The 19846-nt window shown below is 69.9% G+C and carries 15 protein-coding genes; 5 read left to right on the top strand and 10 right to left on the bottom strand.

All coding sequences use genetic code 11. The annotated features are described in order from the left end of the window. The 3 genes from ACWDU4_RS24975 to ACWDU4_RS24965 all read right to left on the bottom strand — a co-directional run. Positions 1–359: DUF222 domain-containing protein (locus ACWDU4_RS24975; RefSeq protein ID WP_450116633.1), on the bottom strand; the 359-nt coding region annotated here is incomplete at its 3' end. A gap of 187 nt (positions 360–546) precedes the next feature. After that, positions 547–2136 (bottom strand): AMP-binding protein, encoded by a 1590-nt coding sequence (locus tag ACWDU4_RS24970; RefSeq protein WP_450116632.1) that lies wholly within the window; start codon positions 2134–2136, stop codon positions 547–549. 255 nt (positions 2137–2391) lie between these two features. Continuing rightward, entirely contained in the window at positions 2392–5679 is a 3288-nt protein-coding gene (locus tag ACWDU4_RS24965; protein WP_450116631.1) for a protein kinase domain-containing protein, read from the bottom strand. Positions 5680–5913: 234 nt separating this feature from the next. On the opposite strand from ACWDU4_RS24965, the gene ACWDU4_RS24960 reads away from it, so the two are divergent. Further along, the gene (locus tag ACWDU4_RS24960) at positions 5914–7755 is read left to right on the top strand and encodes an AMP-dependent synthetase/ligase (RefSeq protein WP_450116630.1); all 1842 of its coding nucleotides are present in this window, start codon (positions 5914–5916) and stop codon (positions 7753–7755) included. A 72-nt stretch (positions 7756–7827) separates the two neighbouring features. Here the strand turns inward: ACWDU4_RS24960 and ACWDU4_RS24955 are convergent, their stop codons facing one another. The 4 genes from ACWDU4_RS24955 to ACWDU4_RS24940 are packed head-to-tail and all read right to left on the bottom strand — an operon-like array spanning position 7828 to position 12037. Then, the gene (locus ACWDU4_RS24955; RefSeq protein ID WP_450116629.1) at positions 7828–8343 is read right to left on the bottom strand and encodes a YbjN domain-containing protein; all 516 of its coding nucleotides are present in this window, start codon (positions 8341–8343) and stop codon (positions 7828–7830) included. After that, positions 8340–9668 carry a D-inositol-3-phosphate glycosyltransferase gene (gene mshA / locus ACWDU4_RS24950; protein WP_450116628.1) on the bottom strand — a complete coding sequence of 443 codons (1329 nt, stop codon included), beginning with the start codon at positions 9666–9668 and terminating at the stop codon, positions 8340–8342. The genes ACWDU4_RS24955 and mshA overlap by 4 nt, the downstream gene beginning before the upstream one ends. Before the next feature lie 46 nt (positions 9669–9714). Further along, positions 9715–10542 carry an alpha/beta fold hydrolase gene (locus tag ACWDU4_RS24945; RefSeq protein WP_450116627.1) on the bottom strand — a complete coding sequence of 276 codons (828 nt, stop codon included), beginning with the start codon at positions 10540–10542 and terminating at the stop codon, positions 9715–9717. 58 nt (positions 10543–10600) lie between these two features. Then, on the bottom strand, positions 10601–12037 hold the full coding sequence (locus ACWDU4_RS24940) for a cation:dicarboxylate symporter family transporter (RefSeq protein WP_450116626.1): 1437 nt from the start codon (positions 12035–12037) through the stop codon (positions 10601–10603). 238 nt (positions 12038–12275) lie between these two features. Here ACWDU4_RS24940 and ACWDU4_RS24935 point away from each other — a divergent pair, with 238 nt between their 5' ends. The 4 genes from ACWDU4_RS24935 (at position 12276) to ACWDU4_RS24920 (ending at position 16129) form a co-directional block, all read left to right on the top strand. Then, positions 12276–13871 (top strand): sensor histidine kinase, encoded by a 1596-nt coding sequence (locus tag ACWDU4_RS24935; protein ID WP_450116635.1) that lies wholly within the window; start codon positions 12276–12278, stop codon positions 13869–13871. Next, positions 13868–14575 carry a response regulator gene (locus ACWDU4_RS24930; protein WP_450116625.1) on the top strand — a complete coding sequence of 236 codons (708 nt, stop codon included), beginning with the start codon at positions 13868–13870 and terminating at the stop codon, positions 14573–14575. Before ACWDU4_RS24935 ends, ACWDU4_RS24930 begins: the two co-directional genes overlap by 4 nt. An 88-nt stretch (positions 14576–14663) precedes the next feature. Beyond that, positions 14664–15056, top strand: coding sequence for a PaaI family thioesterase (locus ACWDU4_RS24925; RefSeq protein WP_450116624.1), 393 nt, complete (start codon positions 14664–14666; stop codon positions 15054–15056). A 20-nt stretch (positions 15057–15076) separates the two neighbouring features. After that, entirely contained in the window at positions 15077–16129 is a 1053-nt protein-coding gene (locus ACWDU4_RS24920; protein WP_450116623.1) for a tocopherol cyclase family protein, read from the top strand. Positions 16130–16204: 75 nt separating this feature from the next. Here the strand turns inward: ACWDU4_RS24920 and ACWDU4_RS24915 are convergent, their stop codons facing one another. The 3 genes from ACWDU4_RS24915 to ACWDU4_RS24905 form a co-directional block, all read right to left on the bottom strand. Continuing rightward, positions 16205–17854 (bottom strand): dipeptide ABC transporter ATP-binding protein, encoded by a 1650-nt coding sequence (locus tag ACWDU4_RS24915; RefSeq protein ID WP_450116622.1) that lies wholly within the window; start codon positions 17852–17854, stop codon positions 16205–16207. A 149-nt stretch (positions 17855–18003) separates the two neighbouring features. Next, positions 18004–18882 carry an ABC transporter permease gene (locus tag ACWDU4_RS24910; protein WP_450116621.1) on the bottom strand — a complete coding sequence of 293 codons (879 nt, stop codon included), beginning with the start codon at positions 18880–18882 and terminating at the stop codon, positions 18004–18006. Further along, positions 18879–19838 (bottom strand): ABC transporter permease, encoded by a 960-nt coding sequence (locus ACWDU4_RS24905; protein WP_450116620.1) that lies wholly within the window; start codon positions 19836–19838, stop codon positions 18879–18881. The genes ACWDU4_RS24910 and ACWDU4_RS24905 overlap by 4 nt, the downstream gene beginning before the upstream one ends. Positions 19839–19846: the final 8 nt, after the last annotated feature.

Here is a 19846-nt window from a genome sequence, read left to right as displayed (position 1 = left end):
TGCGCGGTGACCGGCAGAACCGCATCCATCGGGTCGCCGCCGATTGTGTGCCAGGTGCCGACCTTGTTCGCGCCCTTGACTCGTCGGGCGGCGTCCGCGCCGGAGATACGCAGGGTTTGGGTGAGGAACTCGCTCACGGATCGGCAGTGCAGGTTTCCAGGGATCGACCGCTCCACCGTCTCGACGATCAGCCGGTGTCCGACCGCGGATGCCTTCCTCAGCGTCACTTCAATCCGCTGCAACGCGTCGATGACCTCGTCGTCGGTGAGCCCGGTCAGCGGGTCGGCGAGCAGGTCGTCGACGGCGGCGGCGAGCACTGTCAGGTGTTCGTCCATCTGCTCGTCACCCCCCGGCGTCATCGAACTGATGTTCGAATTCTAGCGAAGAATGGGCTCGATGTCAGTACTTTCGCGCGGTCAGCCGACCTCAATCCGCTCGGGAGGCACATTCCTCTCCCACGATCGCGACGGACCACCCGTGAATGACCAGGGCGCCGTCGTCCGGTTGAATCAGACAACGGCGCCCTGTGACGGGACCCGACGAGAACTAACCCCGCGCCTCCGCGGCCCGCAGATCCTTGCGCAGGATCTTGCCCGCCGTGGACTTCGGAACGGTGTCGATGAACTGCACCCGGCGCACCTTCTTGTGCGGCGAGACCCGCCCGGCGACAAAGGAGATGACCTCTCCCTCGGTCAGCTCCGCGCCGGGCTGCAGGACGACGAACGCCTTCGGCACCTCCTCACCCTCGTCGTCGAGGACGCCGATGACCGCGGCGTCGGCGATCTTCGGGTGCGTGAGCAGCAGGGCCTCGAGCTCCGCCGGCGGCACCTGGTAGCCCTTGTACTTGATGAGTTCCTTGAGCCGGTCGACGATGTAGACGTTGCGGTCCGCATCGACGACGGCGATGTCGCCGGTGTGCAGGTAGCCGTCCGCGTCCAGGGTCTCGGCGGTCGCGGCGTCGTTGTTCAGGTAGCCGAGCATGACGTTCGGGCCCTTGACCCACAACTCGCCGGGCTCGCTGCGACCCTCCGCCGGCACCGCGATCTCCTCGCCGGTACCGGGGTCGACGATCTTGTTCTCGGAGTTCGCGACCGGCTTGCCGACGGAACTGAGCGGCACACCCTCCTCGTCGTACGCGAGGTTGTGGCTGACCGGGCTCAGCTCGCTCATGCCGTAGCCCTGCAGCACCCGCAGGCCGAGGCGGGTCGCGACGGCCTTGCCGAGTTCCTCGTCGAGCGAGGCCGCCCCGGACAGGATGGTGTGCACGCTGGACAGGTCGTACTCGTCGACCATCGGATGCTTGGCCAGGGCCAGCGCGACCGGCGGTGCGACGAAGACGTAGGTGCACTTCTTTTCCGACACCAGCGTCAGGAACGCGGGGAGGTCGAACTTCGCCATCGTGACCAGGCTGGCGCGCTGGTACAGCGAGGCGTTGAGAAGCACGGTCAGGCCGTAGATGTGGAAGAACGGCAGCAGAGCGAGGACGCGGTCGTCGGCGTGGACCCCGAGTCGGGGCCGGATCTGGCAGACGTTCGCGACCAGATTCCGGTGAGAGAGCTTGACGCCCTTGGGGTTACCGGTGGTGCCGGACGAGTACGGCAGCACCGCGACCTGGGTGGCCGGATCGAAGTCGACGGCGGGGGCGGTGGCGTTCTCGGCGATCAGGTCCGCCAGCGACAGGTGCCCTTCGGCGCCGTCGAGCACGAAGACGCGCTCGGCGGGGATGCCTACCTGCTCGGCGGCGGAGACCGCCTGGGCCAGCATCGGCGAGACGGTGAACAGCGCGGTCGCGCCGGAGTCCTTGAGCTGCTTGGCGATGTCGGCGGCGGTGTAGAGCGCGTTGATCGTGGTCGCCGTGCCGCCGCCGCGCAGGATGCCGTGGAAGGCGATCGCGAACTCGGGCGAGTTCGGCGAGTGCAGCCCGACGACGTCCCCGACCTGCAACCCACGTGCCGCGAGCGCCCCGGCCACGGCATTGATCTTCGCGATCAGCGTGCGGTAGTCGGTCTCCGCACCGGTTCGGCCGTCGATCAGGGCGACCCGGTCCAGGTCCGCCTCCGCGATCGAGCCGAACAGGAAGTCGTAAAGACCGAGGTTCGGGATCTCGACATCGGCGTAGGGGCTCTTGAAGCTCACGGGACCACTCCTCGTCCGGGTACAGAACTAAGCGCGCGCTCAGTGTCCCGAATCTACTTCAACACGTCCTCACGGTCGATGCCGGGGTTGCTCGTCCGCGCCGGTCGCACGGCGGCTCACGAGCGATCGGGCACACCCTGGCAGCCGCCACCGCCCTCCCGGGGCGACACGACCGCGTGCGCCCGTGGGTACAGCCGACCCGTCTACGGCCGGGGCCGGTCCGCTGCCGACCCGTCGGTCCGGTGCGAACCCGGATCAGCGGTCCCTCTGCTCGACGACCCACGCCGCTATCTGTGCGCGAGACGAGAAACCCAGCTTGGTCATGACGTGCTCGACGTGACCGTCCACGGTCCGAGGCGAGATCACCAGTCGAGCAGCGATCGCCTTGTTCGTCAGGCCCTCTGCCACGAGCTCGGACACTTCACGCTCGCGCCTGGTCAGGACCCTCGCCGATTCGGCGCTCGTCGCGGCGGGTCGGGTCCGCTCGCCCAAAGCGAGTTCGATCGCGGAGCGGAAGCTCAACGCTGCGCCCTGGTCGTGCATTTCCTCGAACACCTTCTGGCCCAGTGCGGACCGCGCACGGTTCTCGCAGTCGTCGTGATGTGCACGCATGTTCGGGACCACCACGACCGAGCCCCCTGCGTGTCCCTGCGCCTGCGCCGCGCCCAGCAGCGTGGCGGTGCGCCCTGTGTCACCGTCCGCCAAGGAAACCCAGGCGAGGACTTCCAGGCACACCGACACCAGGTGGAAGTCCCTCCGCGACCGGGCCATCTGCAGCGCCTGTCGCGCTGCGTCGCGCGTCCGGTCGACGTCTCCGATGCGCCACGCCGAGATCGCGATGCCGCACAGGGCGTATGACCTCCACACCGACTCGGATCGGGGTTCGGTGACGGCGAGAACCCTGCCGTAGCAATCCGCGGCCCCCTCGGCGTCGCCCTGAGACTCCCGCGCCCAGCCGATCGTCATCAGCGCCATCACCTGCGCCTGCAGATCTCCCCGCGCAGTGAGTGCCTCCACGGCCGCCGTCAAGAATTCGTCCGCACGAGACAACTCACCTGCGAACACCGAATGGTGCCCGTCGGCGAGATCCACGTAGGCGCGCGCGATCGGATCCGACACCAGGTCGCCGAGAGACCGGGCCTTCGCAATCAACACCTTCGCCGTCTCGCCATCGCCCTGAAGATCCGCCAGAAGTGCGCTGTTGCACAACGCTTTCACGCGCACGGCCGATGGCACCTCGCCATCGGGCTCGAGGACACGCCCCAGCCAGTAGCGCCCTTCGCCGAGCCGGCCGGTCGAGAACCAGAACGGGTGAAGCGCAACTGCGAACTCCAGCGCGAACTCGGCGGGGACGTCGCCGGAATCCGCACCCAGTGCGCACTCCAGCGCCTCCCGAAGATTGGCTTCTTCGCGGCCGAGTCGGCCAACCCAGTCGAGCTGTTCGGGACCGATCCACCCTTCTGCCGAGTCCATTGCCAGCTGCCGGTACCAGTTCCGGTGGAGACGCGCGAGCGCCACATGTCCGACATCCAGATCGGCCTTCGCCCAGCCGTATTCACGAAGTGACTCCAGCATCCGGTAGCGCACGCCGCCGCCCCAGTCCTCGCGCGTCAGGATGGACTTGTCGATCAGTGCGGTCAGCAGGTCGAGTACATCGGAGTTCTCCTCCGCACCGAATCTCCCGATCTGTTCGGCGGCGTCGAGTTCGAAACTGCCCGCGAACACGGACAGGCGCACCCATGCCTCTCTCTCCTCGGTGGTGCACAGGTCGTAGCTCCAGTCGATGGATCCGCGCAGGGTCTGCTGCCGGGTCGGCACGGCCCGGCTTCCGTGACCGAGCAAGCTGAAACGATCGGTCAGTCGATGCAAGATCTGGTCGAGCGACATCACTCGCAGCCGCGCCGCGGCAAGCTCGATCGCCAATGGGACGCCCTCCAGGCGCCGGCAGATCTCGGCCACGGTCGACGCAGAGCTCTGATCGAACTCGAAGCCGGGTAGAGCGGCGAGAGCCCGGTCGACGAAGAGATCGACCGCGTCACCCGATGCGACGATGCCACCGTGCTCGTCCGACCCAGGGAAGCTCAACGGGGGCACGCGCATCAACGCTTCTCCCCCGATCCCGAGCGCTTCCCGACTGGTGGCGAGCACTCTCGTCTTCGGGCTCGCACGAAGCAGCTCCTGCAGGAGACCCGCCACGGCATCCGTGAGGTGCTCGCAGTTGTCGAGGACCAAGAGCAACTCGCGCACCGCCACGAACTCGGCCAGCACCTCGGTCGGTGGCCGCGCGGTCTGGGACCTGACCCCGAGCACGTTTCCGACCACGTCGGGCAAGAGCGTGCCGTCCTGCAGCTGGTCCAGCTCGACCAGGAACACCCCGTCGGCGAAATCGCGTCGGCTCTTCTGGGCGACGCGCAGTGCCAGCCGGGTCTTGCCGACACCGCCCGGACCGGTCAACGTCACCAGCCGCGAGCGCGCCAACAGCCGCCGCGCCTCGGCCACCTCTGCTCGTCGCCCGACGAACCTGGACACCTCGGCGGGAAGGTTCGCGTTGCGGACCGACGACTTCTCGCCGGAGCGGGGTCCCGCGCCGGATGTGCGGCCGGCACCCGACACGGACAGTTCGGGATCGTCGCCCGAAGGTGCCTGTTCCGTGCTCGGCATGGCCAGGTCGTCGACGCGCAGGCCCCTCCCTTCCTGCAATCGCTGAAGTTGCTCACCGAGTTCGATCGCGGACGGGCGCTCATCCGGATTCCGCGCCATGGCACGTTCGACGATCTCGGCGACGTCACCCGCCACACCCAGCTCGTGTAGGTCGGGAACCGGCGCGGTGGCGATCCTGATGAACTGGGCAATCACGTCCTCGCCCTCGCGCCGCTCGAACACGGCATGGCCGGTGAAGGCGGCGAACAGTGTCGCACCGAGGCTGTACACATCCGATGCGGGTGTCGACGGTTGCCCACCGAGTACCTCCGGCGCGGTGAAGGCCGGGGACCCGGTGACACTTCCGGTCACGGTGGTGAATCCACCGGTGAGATGAGCGATGCCGAAATCCGACAGCGCCGGCTCGCCGTAGTCGGTGACGAGGATGTTCCCGGGCTTGACATCACGATGGATGATGCCGACGCGGTGTGCGGTCGCCAGCGCACCTGCGATCCTCACACCGAGCCGCAACACGTCCTCGACGGACAACGGGCCTTGCCGCCGGATTCGGTCCTCCAGGGAGCCCTGCGGGTGATACCTCATGACGAGATACGGCCGCCCGCCCGCGATGACCCCGACGTGCAGGACGGCCACGATGTTCGGATGTCCGGTCAGCTGCCCCATCGCCCGCTGTTCGCGGAGGAACCGCTCCGTGTTGTCCTCGTCCAGGTCGCCTGCGAGGACCTTCACCGCAACCAGGCGATCGAGGGACGGCTGGCGGCAGCGGTACACCACGCCGAATCCGCCTCGCCCGATGACCTGGGCATCCTCGAATCCCGCGTCGCTCAGCTCCGCCACAACGCTGGATGCCTCGTCGCGCCGGGTTCGCAACGGATCCGTCATCACACAACACACTCCGGCTGCCGCACCGGGATCGGCGACAATCGGGCGTCACCTCCGGATTCAGGATATGCCGGAGCGGGTGGCACCGACCCTGGCCAGCGGTTCGGCCGGCGTCACCCCGTCACGCGAGCGGCATCACCGGCATCGGCCGGGAGCACGGTGCCACTGGTTCTGCCGCGAAACCGTGACATGAATTCCCGGTCGAGGTTCGGCCGAGTTCCTAGACTCGAAAACATGACAGCTTCGCGCGCGTCAGACGAGGTCGTGGACTGGTCCAAGATCGAGGAGCGGGCGCCGTCGGTTGCCCAGTTGTTCGTCGATCGGGTGGCAGCGACACCGACATCCGAAGCATTCCGATATCCCGCGGGCGACGACTGGTCCAGCGTGACGTGGTCCGAGGTCGGCACACGCGTCCGGACCCTCGCCGCGGGGCTGATCGCGCTCGGCGTCGAACCCGAGCAGCGGGTGGCACTCGCCTCCGCGACCCGGTACGAATGGGTGCTCGCGGACCTCGCGGTGATGTGCGCAGGAGCCGCCACCACCACGGTGTATCCCACGACGACGGCGTCGGATGTCGCGTTCATCGTCTCCAACTCGGGCAGCCGTGTCGTCGTCGCCGAGAACGAGGCGCAGCTCGCGAAACTCCGCGAGCACCGCGCAGAACTGCCCGACGTGCACCGAGTGGTACTCATCGACGGCACCGCGCCCGACGACGACTGGGTCATCGGATTCGACCAGCTCGAACGGATCGGGGAGGTCCTGCTCGACGAGCGTCCCACTGCCGTCGACGAGCGAATCGCCGGTATCTCCCCGGACAGTCTCGCCACCCTGATCTACACCTCCGGCACCACCGGCCGGCCCAAAGGGGTGCGCCTACCGCATTCCGCGTGGACGTACGAGGCCGCCTCGATCGACGCTGTCGGCATCCTCGACGCCGACGACCTGCAGTACCTGTGGCTCCCCCTCTCGCACGTGTTCGGCAAGGTGTTACTGACGCTGCCGCTGCAGATCGGTTTCGCGACCGCCGTCGACGGCCGGGTCGACCGGATCGTCGACAACCTCGCGATCGTGAAGCCGACGTTCATGGGTGCCGCGCCGCGCATCTTCGAGAAGGCATACGCCCGCATCGTCGGGACGGTGGAGGCCGAGGGCGGCGTGAAGAAGAGGATCTTCGACTGGGCGATCGGCGTCGGACTCGACGTGTCGAAGGCACGCCAGGCAGGAAAGCCGCTGTCGCGCATGCAGAAAGCCCAGAATGCAATCGCCGACCGACTGGTGTTCAGGACCATCCGTGACCGGTTCGGTGGTCGTCTGAAGTTCTTCATCTCCGGTTCCGCTCCGCTGGATCGCGATGTGGCGCAATGGTTCGACGCGGTCGGCATCATCGTCCTCGAGGGCTACGGCCTGTCCGAGACCAGCGCCGCGTCGCTGGTGAACCGGCCGTCCGCGTACCGGTTCGGGACCGTCGGGTGGCCCATCCCGGGCACCGATGTGAGGATCGCCGACGACGGCGAGATCCTCCTCAAGAGCCCCGGTGTGATGAGCGGGTACCACCACAACCCGGACGCGACCGCCGAGGCGCTCGAGGCCGACGGCTGGTTCCACACCGGCGACATCGGCACGATCGATGCCGACGGCTACCTGCGGATCACCGACCGCAAGAAGGACATGTTCAAGACGTCCAACGGCAAGTACGTCGCACCGTCCGCGATCGCCGCGACGTTCAAGGGCATCTGCCCCTACGTCGGCGAGATCATCGTGCACGGCGAGGGAAAGTCGTACTGTGTGGCCCTCATCAGCCTCGACGGCGAGGCCGTCGCCGAATGGGCGGTCCAGAACGGGATGGGCGACACACCGCTGCGCGAGATCGCCGCCTCCGGAACGACCATCGCGATGATGAGCGGCTACGTCGACCAACTCAACGCCGGACTCAACCGCTGGGAGCAGATCAAACGGTTCACGATCCTCGAGCGCGAACTCACCGTCGAGAACGGCGAGATCACCCCCAGCATGAAGCTCAAGCGCAAGAAGGTGGTCGACAACTTCTCCGATCGGATCACCGCACTGTACGGCTGAGCAGTTCCACCGCGGTCGCCTCGGCCGCGCGGCGATCCGTCTCACCGCCGGGGGCCGCCGCGCGACGGACGATCAGCGGAGGCCGGGCTGTCCGCCGTCCTCCTCGACGAGGTGCCGGAACGGTTCGAGATTCTTCAGTGACTCACCCCGCGAGACGCGCCAATCCCATTCCCGGCGAATGGAACTCGCGAAGCCGAGTTCGAGCAGGATGTTGAAGTCGCCGTCGGCGGCCTCCAGGACCTGACCGAGCACCCGGTCGAGTTCGTCCCCGGTGACGGCGTGCGAGCTGATCCGCCCGACGAGATAGATGTCCCCGATCTTGTCGATCGTGTAGTGCACCCCGTACAGCCGGCGGTTGCGGCGCAGCAGGTACTTGTAGACGCCCTCGAAGTTCTCGTCGGGTTTGCGGCACACGAACGCCTCGACCCGCACCCCGTGGTTGCCGACGGTGAGCAGGCAACTGGTCTTGAGCTTGTGCTCACCGGGCAGTTCGACGACGAACTGGTGCGGGGCGGGCCGCGTGTATTCGAGTTCACGTTCCGTCAACGCGGCCTCGATCAGTGTGGCCGTCTCGGTCACGGCGGTCATGCCCGAACCCCTCCCAGTCGTCGCAGTTTCCACATGCCGCGGCCGCGCCGCGGGGCCAGGTCGGGGTTGCGCCGGTATCCGGCGACCGCCCGGTGGTAGCTGTCGAGCAGTCCGTCCGCGGTGTGCTCCCAGGAGAAGTTCGCCGCGTGGACGGGCGCGTTCCTGGTCATCTTCGCCCGCAGGTCCGCATCGACCAGGACGGTCCGCAGCGCGTTCGCCCAGTCGTCGGTGTCGTGCCCGGAGACCAGCAGCCCGCTGTGGCCGTCCCGCACCGCGACGCCGAGGCCGCCGACGTCGGCCGCGACGACCGGGGTGCCGCTGGCCTGCGCCTCGAGCGCGACCAGACCGAACGACTCGGAGTAGCTGGGGACCGCGACGATGTCGGAGGCCCGGTACACCTGGACCAGACGGTCCGGGGGCTGCGGCGGCAGGAACGTCACCCGCGCTGTGATGCCCAGATCCGCGGCCAGTTCGATCAGCGAGTCCGGGCGGTCGAGGCCGGTGCCGGACGGCCCGCCCACCACCAGCACGCGCAGCGGCAGCCCGGGTTCGCGCTCGTGCAGCGCGGCGGCGGCCCGCAGCAGCACGTCGGGCGCCTTCAGCGGTTGGATACGGCCGACGAACGTGACGATCAGCTCGTCGGCGTCGAGACCGAGTTCGGTGCGGGCGGCGGCGCCGTCCCCCGGCCGGTACCGCGTCAGGTCCGCGCCCGGAGCGACGACGTCGATACGACCGGGATCGGCGCCGTAGATGTCGACCAGCTGCGCGGACTCGTCGCCGGTGTTGGTGATCAGACGGTCCGCCTCGGCGACCACCTGTTGTTCGCCGATCTGGCGGGCGGCGGGTTCCGGGGTGTCCCCGTCGGCGAGAGCGGCGTTCTTGACCGCGGCGAGGGTGTGCGCGGTGTGCACCAGCGGGACACCCCATCGGTCCCGGGCCAGCCAGCCCACCTGCCCGGACAGCCAGTAGTGCGAGTGGATCAGGTCGTAGTACCCGGGCTCGTGGTGCGCCTCCTCGCGCAGCACCCCCGCGGTGAAGGCGCACAGCTGGGTCGGCAGGTCGTGCTTGTCGAGTCCCTCGAACGGGCCCGCGACCACGTTGCGCACCAACACCCCGGGCGCCGCCTCGACCACCGGCGCGTCCGCGGAGGCGGTGGCGCGCGTGAAGATCTCGACCTCGATGCCGCGCCGGGCGAGTTGCAGCGCACTCTGCAGCACGTAGACGTTCATCCCGCCCGCGTCACCGGTCCCCGGCTGAGCCAAGGGCGAGGTGTGAACCGACAGGACGGCCACCCGTCGAAGTCGGTGATTCTGCGCAGGCGTCACGACTCCATCTTGCCTTGCCCGCGCCGGCGCCCTCCAAACAGGCGCATCAGGCCAGCCCGTCGACGAAGTCGCGCACCTCGGTGACGAACCTCGCGGGATCCTCCACGAACGGGCCGTGGTCGCAGCCCTCCCAGTAGGAGGCCGTGGCCTTCGGGATCAGTTCGGCGGCGTGCCTGCCCGCGGAGACGTCCACGACGGAGTCGGCGGTGCCGTGCAGGATGAACGCGGGGACGTCGAGCGCGGCGAGCAGGTCGTCGTGCCCGATCTCCCGTCCGAACAGCGCCGCCCGTACCCGCGGCGGAGTGGAGAGGCTGGTGCCGAACAGTGCCTGCGACGCGGCGCCGACCCCCTCAGCCGCCCCGGTGAGGGCGGTACCGAAGCTGCCGAGCGCCCGGATCGCCTCGCGCGGGTCCTCGGACAGCGCCGCCGGCATCGCCTCGCGCATCGCGGTGCCGACCCGGCCGCCCTTCTGCCCCCGGCCGATGCTGGTGATCGCGCCGACCAGGACGATGCCGGCGACCGCGTCGGTGCCGTGCTGCGCGAGGTAGTCGGCGATCACCAGGCCGCCGTAGGACCAGCCGAGCAGAACCGCATCGCTCTCGATCCCCTCGGCGGCGAGGACGGCCGCGACGTCCCCGGCCCAGTTCTTCGGATCGTCGTAGCCCGCGTCGGGCACTCCGGAGTAGCCGTGTCCGCGCAGGTCGACGGCGATGACCCGGTACCGCCGCGCCAGCGCGTCCAGCACCTGCGGTCCCCAGCAGTTCATCGACTGCGCCCACCCGTGCAGCAGGACCAGGGGGCGCGCCCCGTCCGGTCCGGTGACGCGATAGGCGAGGGAGGTGCCGTCGATGCCGTGTGCTTCGCGAAGTGCCATGAGCCACATTGTGCGCGAACCCGGACCGCCGTCGGCGCCGGGTCCGCGCACCGGTCGATCAGACCCGGTCGAGGGTCTTCGGCGCGGACCGATCGAGCGCCTTCGGCGCGGACCGGTCGAGCGCCTTCGGCGCTGCGGGCAGCGGATCGACCTCCGCGCCGACCGGCTCCCGGGCGGGGTCGTCGCCCTCGGCGAACGCCTCCTCGTCGAACGGGCTCCGGCCGTCCAGCACCTCGCGCACCTGCTTGCCGTCGACCGTCTTGGTCCAGGTGCCGATGAGCAGTGTCGCGACGGCGTTGCCGGAGAAGTTCGTCACTGCCCGCGCCTCGGACATGAACCGGTCGATGCCGACGATCAGTCCGACCCCGTCGACGAGGTCGGGGCGGTGGCTCTGCAAGCCGCCCGCGAGGGTGGCCAGGCCGGCGCCGCTGACCCCGGCCGCACCCTTCGACGCGACGATCATGAACACCAGCAGCGAGAGCTGTTCGGTCAGCGCGAGCGGCTGGTCCAGCGCGTCGGCGATGAAGATCGCGGCCATCGTCAGGTAGATCGCGGTGCCGTCGAGGTTGAAGGAGTAGCCGGTCGGCACGACGACACCGACGGTGGTGCGCTGCACACCGAGGTGTTCCATCTTCGCGATCAGACGCGGCAGGGCGGACTCGGACGAGGAGGTCGCGAAGATCAGCAGGTACTCGCGGGCCAGGTAGCGCACCAGCTTGAAGATCGACACCCCGGCCACCGCACGCAGCAGGGTGCCGAGCACGCCGAACACGAACACCAGGCAGGTCAGGTAGAAGCCGAGCATCAGCGCGCCGAGCTGCACGACGGCGCCGAGCCCGGTCTGCCCGACGACGTTGGCGATCGCCCCGAACGCACCGATCGGCGCCAGCCACAGGATCATCGACAGGACCTTGAACACCAGCTTCTGCACGTGCCCGATGCCGCGCAGGATCGGTTCGCCCGCCTTGCCCATGCCCTGCAGGCCGAAGCCGACCAGCAGCGCCACGAACAGCGCCTGCAGCACGCTGCCGTCGGTCAACGCGGACAACAGCGATGTCGGGATGATCGACGCGACGAACTCGGCGGTGCCGCCCGCCTCGTGCGCCTTGTCGGCGAGCGCGGCGCCGCTGCTCGCCATGTCCGGGGTGACGGAGAGCCCGGAACCGGGTTCGAGGACGTTGCCGACGACCAGGCCGATGCCGAGGGCGACCGTGGACATGCCCAGGAAGTAGACGAGAGCGAGGCCGCCGATCCGGCCGACGCTTGCAGCGGCCCGGACCGAGCCGATGCCGAGCACGATGGTGCAGAAGATGACGGGCCCGATCATCATCTTGATCAGGGACACGAACGTGGTGCCGAGGATGCCGAGGGACTTGCCCACCTCCGGCGCCAGCCACCCGACGAGGACACCGGCGACGACGGCGATCACGACGCCGAGGTACAGCCAGTGGGTGCGGTCCCGACGTTTCGACGGCGCGCCGATGGAGCTGCTCATGGTGATTGCCTCACTGTGATGCGGAAGGTCGGTGGGCTCCCACGGGCCGCGCGCCGCACGGGCGTCGCGTCGTGTGTCCGGGGTCACCTCACCTCTTCGAACATCGTGGTACCCGGTCACCGCACACTGAAGGTTGCGTGAATTGTGTTCATCGGTGAACCCGCTCACCCGAGAAGACGGGGCCGGCGGTCGGCGCTGTGGCTGAGACAATCGACCGGTGAGGCGACGTCGCGAACCGATGAGCGTGGCCCGGCAGCTGCTGCTCGTGCAGACGGTGGCGTTGGCGGTGGTCGTGCTGGTGGCGGGCGTGCTGTTCGCGGTCGACGAGCGGCGCGACGCGGACTCCGCGACCCGCCGGTCGGTGACCGATGTCGCCGCGACCACCGCCCTCGACCCGGGCGTCGCGGCCGGCATCGTCGGGCCGGACCCGACCGCGGCGCTGCAACCACGGGCCGAGGCCATCCGCACCGCGACCGGTGTCGATTTCGTTGTGATCATGGGCCTCGACGAGATCCGGCTCACCCACCCACTCCCCGAGCAGATCGGCAGGCCCTACACCGGCCACACCGCGCCGGCCCGGGCCGGACACACGTTCAGCGAGACCTATACCGGCAGCCTCGGCCCGTCGATCCGGGCGGTCGCGCCCGTGTACGACCCGGCCGGTGCGCTCGTCGGGTTCGTCTCGGTCGGGGTCACCCGGCAGAAGATCTGGGAGCAGTTCCGGACCGGCCTGCCGGGACTGCTCGGCATCGTCGCGCTCGGACTCCTGGTCTCCACGGCCGGTGTGTACCTGATCGCCAGGCGGCTGCGCAGGCAGACGCTCGGGCTGGCGCCGGACCAGCTGCGGCGGATGTACGAGCACCACGACGCGGTGCTGCACGCGATCGGCGAGGGGCTGCTGGTGTTCGGCACCGACGGTTCCGGTCCGCCCCGCGTGGACGTGGTCAACGACGAGGCCCGCCGGCTGCTCGGGCTCCCCGCCCACGGCCCGGTGCCCTTCGAGACCCTTCCCGAGACGCTGCGCACCCTCGCCACCGACGAGGGCGACGGCGACACCCGGGACGAGGTGCACGTCACCGCCGACCGGGTCCTGGTCGTCGGCCGAGACCCGCTGTACTGGGAGGGGCGGCGCATCGGCACGGTGGTGACGCTGCGTGATCGCACCGAACTGCGTTCCGCGCTTGGCGAACTGGACTCGGTGCGCGGTCTCGCCGAATCGCTGCGCGCCCAGGCGCACGAGTCCGCGAACCGGCTGCACACCATCGTCACGATGGTCGAACTCGGCCGCCATGACGAGGCGGTCGCGTTCGCGACCGAGGAACTGCGAGTGTCACAGGGCCTGGTCGACCGGCTCACCGCCGCCGTCACCGACCCGGCGCTGTCAGCATTGCTGATCGGCAAGGTCGCGTCGGCCGCCGAACGCGGGGTCGAGCTGACCGTCACCGACGACACCGCCCTCGGTGCGACGCCGCTGCGGTCCCGGGACCTGGTCACGCTCGTCGGCAACCTCGTCGACAACGCCATCGATGCGAGCCGCGGCGGTGACACCCATACCGCTCGCGGCGGTGACGAACCGTGGGTGGAGGTGACGGTGCGTCAGGACGACTCGACCATGTTCGTCGAGGTCGCCGACAGCGGACCCGGGATGGTGCCGGAGACGTTGGCGCGGGCGATGACTCGCGGCTGGTCGACCAAGGCCGAACATCACGGACTGGGGCTGGCGCTGGTCGCGCAGGTCGTCGCCCGGTACGGCGGCACCCTGCGCACCGAGCCGTCGCTGGGTTCGCTGATCATCGCGGAGATCCCGCTCGAACGTCCCGGCGGCGCCACATGATCCGGGTCCTGATCGTCGAGGACGAGCCGCTGATCGCGCAGGCACACCGCGAATACCTCGACCGGCTACCCGAATTCACCGTCCAGGACGTCGTGCACACCGGCAATGCGGCGGTCCGGGTGGCGCAGGAGGCAGTGCGCGGCGGCGAGCCGATCGACCTGGTGCTGCTCGACATCGGCCTGCCCGACACGAGCGGCCTCGATGTCGCCGCTGCACTGGGCACCCTCCGGCCGAGCCCCGACATCATCGCCGTCACCTCGGCCCGCGAACTCGAAGTGGTGCGGACAGCGGTCGCGCGTGGCGTCGTGCTGTACCTGCTCAAGCCGTTCACCTTCGCGGGGCTGCGCGACAAGCTCGACCGGTACATCGCCTACCGCGCCGCGATCGCCGACGAGCGCGGCCCGCTGACCGCCGCCGGCCAGCACGACATCGACCGGGCGATGGCCGCCCTGCGCGGCGCCGCACCCGCGTCGGCGAGCCCGAAAGGCATTGCGCCACGGACCCTGGACGCGGTCGCCCGCTGCCTGCGCGAGGGCGACGGCCCGATGACCGCCGCGGAGGTCGGCTCGGCAATCGGGGTGTCGCGGGTGACGGCCTGGCGCTACCTGGAACGGCTCGCCGACGACGGAGTCCTCGAACGGCAGACCGAGTACGGCCGCGCCGGCCGGCCGCAGGTGCGGTACACACTCCGCGACCGGGCGTGATCTGCTGCCCCGGTGAACCGGCTCGCAGCCGCGGGTCGGCCGCGCGTCGGCGCCCGTGTCCGACACGCAACGCGGCTAGCATCCGGACATGGACCTGGATGAGCTGATCGCCTCGATGCCGTTCGCCGTGCACACGGGTGTCGCGCTGACCGCGGCCGCACCCGACGAAACCGTCGGCACCCTCGACTGGGACTCCCACCGCACCACCGCCGGCGCCGGAATGCACGGCGGCGCGGTGATGACGCTCGCCGACAGTGTCGGCGCGGTGTGCGCGTTCCTCAACCTGCCTCCCGGCGCCGCGACGTCGACGACAAGTTCGAACACCGTCTTCACCCGCGGGGTCCGCAAGGGCACCGTCACCGCGACCGCCCGCCCCCTGCACGTCGGCCGGTCCACCATCGCGATCACCATCGAGGTGCGGGACGACGAGGCTCGCCTGGTCGCGCAGGTGACGCAGTCGCAGGCCGTGCTCGTCTCCTGAATCACCGCTACCGTGTCCGCATGACACGGTTGCACGGCGACCATGTGTTTCGGCCGCACAGCGCGTACCGAGGGAGCGGCGCCGATCTGCCGTTCGGCGATCCGTTGCGCGCGCACGACGTCGCGATGGAGGGCTACTTCTGGCGGTTCACCGTCCCCGGCTCCGGGGAGGTCGTGATCGCATTGTGCGGGGTGAACCGCTCCCCCACCGGCCACTGGGCGACGCTCGGCCTCGCCGGGCACCCGAGCGGATTCCTGCGCACCGCGGCCCACCCGGACGGGTTCGCGGACCCGCGCCGGCTCGGCGCGGCCGCCGGTGCCGCGTTCGCGGGCGACCCAGGCCGGCTGCGGGTCGACCTCGGCCCCGACGCCCGACTCGACGTCCGTGTCGTCGACCCGGTGCCGTGGCCTCGTCGGATGTTCGGCGGTTCCGGCCCCTTCCACGCCGTTCCCGCGCTGAACCAGTACTGGCACCCGTGGCTGCTCGGCGGCCGGGCCGAGGGGGTCGCGGTGCTCGGCGATCGACGTGTCGACCTCACCGGCGCCCAGGTGTATGCGGAGAAGAACTGGGGCCGAGGCGGTTTCCCGGACTCCTGGTGGTGGGGGCAGGCGCAGGGGTTCACCGAGCCGGACGCGTGTGTGGCGTTCGCGGGCGGCCAGGTGCACGTCGGCCCGCTCCGTACGGAGACGACGGCCGTCGTCGTCCGACTGCCCGGCGGCCGGGTGCTGCGCCTGTGCCATCCGCGGCACGTGCGCGCCACCGTCACCGACGACACGTGGACGATCCGCGGCCGCAGCCCGCGGTGGACCGTCTGCGTCGAGGGCTCAGGACCACTCGGTGACGCCCACGTTCTGCCCGTGCCGCTGCCCGCCGAGCGTCGCAACGTCCCCGGCGCGATCGAACACCTCGGCGCCCGCATGTCGGTGGCGGTGCGGCGCGACGGCCGCGAGATCTGGTCCGGCACGTCGTCGCTCGCGGCCCTCGAACACGGCGGCCTGGACCGCGCCCGCGCCGAGACGACCCGGCGCGGCGCGGCCCCTGACGCCGCCGACGCCCCGCCCCTACCCCGCTGACCCGCCGCGCCCTGGTTCCCCAATGTCACATCGGCTCACCTGAGGTTCCCCGATGTGACATTGGGGAACCCGCGCTCAGCCGACCGCGAACAGCACCGCCTCGGTCGTACGGCGGCGACGCTGCAGTTCCGGATCCGGCAGCGGCACCGCGTCCAGCAGTCCGCGCGTGTACTCCGCGTGTGGCCGATTGAAAACCGTGGCGGTGGGTCCGGTCTCGATGATCTCGCCGCGCCGCAGCACCGCCACCCGGTCGGCGACCTGGTGCACCACCGCGAGGTCGTGGCTGATGAACAGGCAGGCGAAGCGGTACTCGTCGCGCAGGTCCGCGAACAGGGCGAGGACCTCGGCCTGCACGGACACGTCCAGCGCGCTCGTCGGCTCGTCCGCGACCAGCAGTCGTGGCGCAAGGGACAGCGCGCGGGCCAGCGCGACCCGCTGCCGTTGACCGCCCGACAGTTCGGCAGGGCGACGCTCGGCGAACGCGCGGGGCAGCCGCACCGAGTCAAGCAGTTCCGCGACCCTGGCCCGCAGCAACGCCCCCGACGCGGACCTGTGCACGACCAGCGGTTCGGCGATCGAGTCCCCGATGCTCCGCCGCGGGTCGAGCGACGCGGCGGGATCCTGGTGCACGAGTGCGACGCCGCGGCGCAGCCCCCGCAGCTCCCGCCTCGACACCGTGGTGATGTCCGTGCCGTCGAACGTGACCGAACCGCCCGTCGCCTTGACGACCCCGAGCGCAGCGCGTCCGAGAGTGGTCTTGCCGGAACCGGATTCGCCGACCAGTCCGAGTACCTCCCCCGCCGCGACATCGAGGCTCACCCGGTGCAGTGCGTGGAACTCCCTGTTGCCCAACCTGGCCGGGTACACCACGTCGAGGTCACGGATCGACAGCACCGGCGCCTCGGGCGACTGCGCGGCCGGGGTGTGCTCGTCCGCGTCGTCCTCGGGCAGTCGGGGGACGGCCGCCAGCAGTTGCCTCGTGTACTTCTCCCGCGGGGCGGAGAAGAGGTCGTGGACGCCGCGGTCCTCGACGAGCTCGCCGCGACGCAGCACCGCGACGCGGTCGGCGATGTCCGCGACCACGCCCATGTTGTGGGTGATCAGCAGGATCGCGGTACCGCGCTCGTCGCGCAGGGCCCGCAGCAGGGTGAGGATCTCGGCCTGCACGGTGACGTCGAGCGCGGTCGTCGGCTCGTCGGCGATCAGCAGATCCGGGTTCCCGGACAGTGCGAGTGCGATCACCACCCGCTGCTTCTGCCCACCGGACAGCTGGTGCGGGTACCAGTCGACGCGGGTGTCCGGGTCAGGGATCTCGACCAGGCGCAGCAGTTCGATCGCCCGGTCGCGGGCGTCCGACCGCGAGATCCTGCCGTGCGACCGCAGCGCCTGCGCGATCTGCCAGCCGACCTTCTGGACGGGGTTGAGCGCGGTCTGCGGTTCCTGGAAGACCATCGCCGCACGGGTGCCACGCAGCCGGGCGAGGTCCGCCTCGGAGGCCGCGACGATCTGGTCGCCGCCGAGCAGGATCGAGCCGCGCGCCTCCGCGCCGCCGGGCAGCAATCCGAGGACCGCCTTCGCGGTCATCGACTTCCCGGATCCGGATTCGCCGACCAGCGCGACGATTTCGCCGGCGTCGACGGTGAGGTCGAGCCCGGACACGACCGGCGGGGCATCCGGACCGAACCGGATCGTGAGGTCTGCGATGTCGAGAATCGTCTCGGTCATCGTCGTGTACTCCTGTCGATTGGTTCCCCGCTGCCGCCCCGGCGGGCCGAATGTCACATTCGACGCGTTCAACGCGCACGATGTGACATTGCGCCCACCCGGCGGAGGCGACTCCATGGCGCCGAAACGGCAGCGGGGTACAGGGAAGGTCAGGCCCGACGGGCCGAGCCGAGGGCCTGGGCGATGAGCAGGAACCCGAGGACCAGCGCCGCGATGACGGCCAGGGGGCCGATCGCGAACATCGGGTTGGCGTCGAGGTTCGGGACGGCGTCGGCGACGATCGAGCCCAGGGACGGCTCGGGAGGCCGCACCCCGATCCCGATGAAACTCATGGCCGCTTCGACGAACACCGCAACCGACAGCGACAGCGCCAGCTGCACGGCCAGCGGCTCGATGGCGTTCGGCAGCACGTGGGTGCGCAGCGTCCACCACCGCGACGCCCCGATCACCTCGGACGCCTCCACGAACGGCAACTCCCGGATCCGGAGCACCTGGGTGCGGACGGTTCGCCCGAAGACCGGGATCTCGGCGACGACGATGACGATCCCGACAGTGATCGCACCCGGTCCGACAACCGCGGCCAGCGCGATGGCGAGGATCAGTGCGGGGAACGCGAGCACGACGTCGAAGGCTCGTTGCGCAACCACGTCCGCGGCGGGGTGCAGCGTCGAAGGCAGCCCCAGCAGGGATCCCAGCAGCGCGCCCACGGGCACGGCAACGAGGATGATCTGCAGGTTGATCCGGATACCGTGCAACACCCGGGAGTACACGTCGCGGTTGACCTCGTCGGTACCGAACCAATGCTCGGCGCTCGGTCCGAGCAGGTTGGCCCCGGCGATCTGCTCGTTCGGACCGAACGGCGCGAGCCAGTGGGCCAGCAGACCCGCGATCGCGACGACGAGAACGAGGAGCACTCCGACGAGTCCCTGGCTACGAGTGAGGGCGACGATCGTGGGTCGGCGCCGTGACGGCGGATCGGGCAACCCCCGGTCGGCGACCGCGACGCTGTCGAGGGCGGACACGCTCACGATGCTCCTCCGATCCGGATCCGCGGATCCAGGTAGGCGTGCACGATGTCGGTGAGCAGCTGGACGATCACGAACACCGACACCGCGATCAGCAGCAGCACCTGCACCACCGGATAGTCACGCCGGCTGATGCCCTGTTCGATCAGCTGCCCGATGCCGGGCCACGCGAAGATCGCCTCGACGAGGACCGCACCGCCGAGCAGCTGCCCGGTCTGCAGTCCGAGCACGGTCAGCATCGTCGGCAGCGCGTTGCGTAACGCGCTGCGGGTGACCAGGTTCCACCGCGACACCCCGAGCGCGCGGGCGGTCAGGATGTACGGTTGCCGCATCTCGGTCCGCAGTGCCTCGGTGAGGAACCGGGTGAGCGCGGCGGCGACCGGCAGCCCCAGGCACACCGCGGGCAGAGCCAGGTACTGCAGCGAGATGTCCGGCCGGGCCAGGAACCCCCCCGGGGGGATCCCACCGGAGGGCAGCACCGGCAGCAGCACCGCGAACACGAGCACGAGCAGGACGCCGGTCACGAACGTCGGCAGTGCGACGGCGAGGGTGTTGAAGCCGGCGACGAGCCCGGTCAGCCATCGGCTCGGCCACACCACGACGGCGACGGACAGCGCCAGGCTCACCACCAGCGCGAGCAGCAGCGCCGCCCCGGACAGCACCACGGTGTTGACGAGGGCAGTTCCGACGAGGTCGGTGATCCGCCCGCCGAGGACGTAGGACCTGCCGAGGTCGAAGGTGACCATGTCGCCGATCCAGGACAGGTACTGAGCCGGGACGGACCGGTCCAGCCCGAGCGAATGCCGCACCACGGCAATCGTTTCCGGCGTGGCATCCGGACCGGCGAGACTGGTCGCCGGGTCACCCGGCACGAGACGCAGGACGAAGAAGATCAGCAGCGAGGCCAACACCAGGACCGCGACTGCCGAGGGCACCCGATGCACCAGATAGCGCACCATGAGGGCTC

It is taken from the genome of Rhodococcus sp. NPDC003348 (genome assembly GCF_053589375.1).
The sequence above is the reverse complement of the archived record's forward strand: the minus strand, read 5'-3'. Positions and strand labels throughout refer to the sequence as shown.

Coding starts and splice junctions, on each gene's coding strand:
- ACWDU4_RS24965 (WP_450116631.1), bottom strand. CDS start 5,679: ATGACGGATCCGTTGCGAACCCGGCGCGACGAGGCATCCAGCGTTGTG.
- ACWDU4_RS24960 (WP_450116630.1), top strand. CDS start 5,914: ATGACAGCTTCGCGCGCGTCAGACGAGGTCGTGGACTGGTCCAAGATC.
- ACWDU4_RS24955 (WP_450116629.1), bottom strand. CDS start 8,343: ATGACCGCCGTGACCGAGACGGCCACACTGATCGAGGCCGCGTTGACG.
- ACWDU4_RS24945 (WP_450116627.1), bottom strand. CDS start 10,542: ATGGCACTTCGCGAAGCACACGGCATCGACGGCACCTCCCTCGCCTAT.
- ACWDU4_RS24940 (WP_450116626.1), bottom strand. CDS start 12,037: ATGAGCAGCTCCATCGGCGCGCCGTCGAAACGTCGGGACCGCACCCAC.
- ACWDU4_RS24935 (WP_450116635.1), top strand. CDS start 12,276: ATGAGCGTGGCCCGGCAGCTGCTGCTCGTGCAGACGGTGGCGTTGGCG.
- ACWDU4_RS24930 (WP_450116625.1), top strand. CDS start 13,868: ATGATCCGGGTCCTGATCGTCGAGGACGAGCCGCTGATCGCGCAGGCA.
- ACWDU4_RS24925 (WP_450116624.1), top strand. CDS start 14,664: ATGGACCTGGATGAGCTGATCGCCTCGATGCCGTTCGCCGTGCACACG.
- ACWDU4_RS24920 (WP_450116623.1), top strand. CDS start 15,077: ATGACACGGTTGCACGGCGACCATGTGTTTCGGCCGCACAGCGCGTAC.
- ACWDU4_RS24915 (WP_450116622.1), bottom strand. CDS start 17,854: ATGACCGAGACGATTCTCGACATCGCAGACCTCACGATCCGGTTCGGT.
- ACWDU4_RS24905 (WP_450116620.1), bottom strand. CDS start 19,838: ATGGTGCGCTATCTGGTGCATCGGGTGCCCTCGGCAGTCGCGGTCCTG.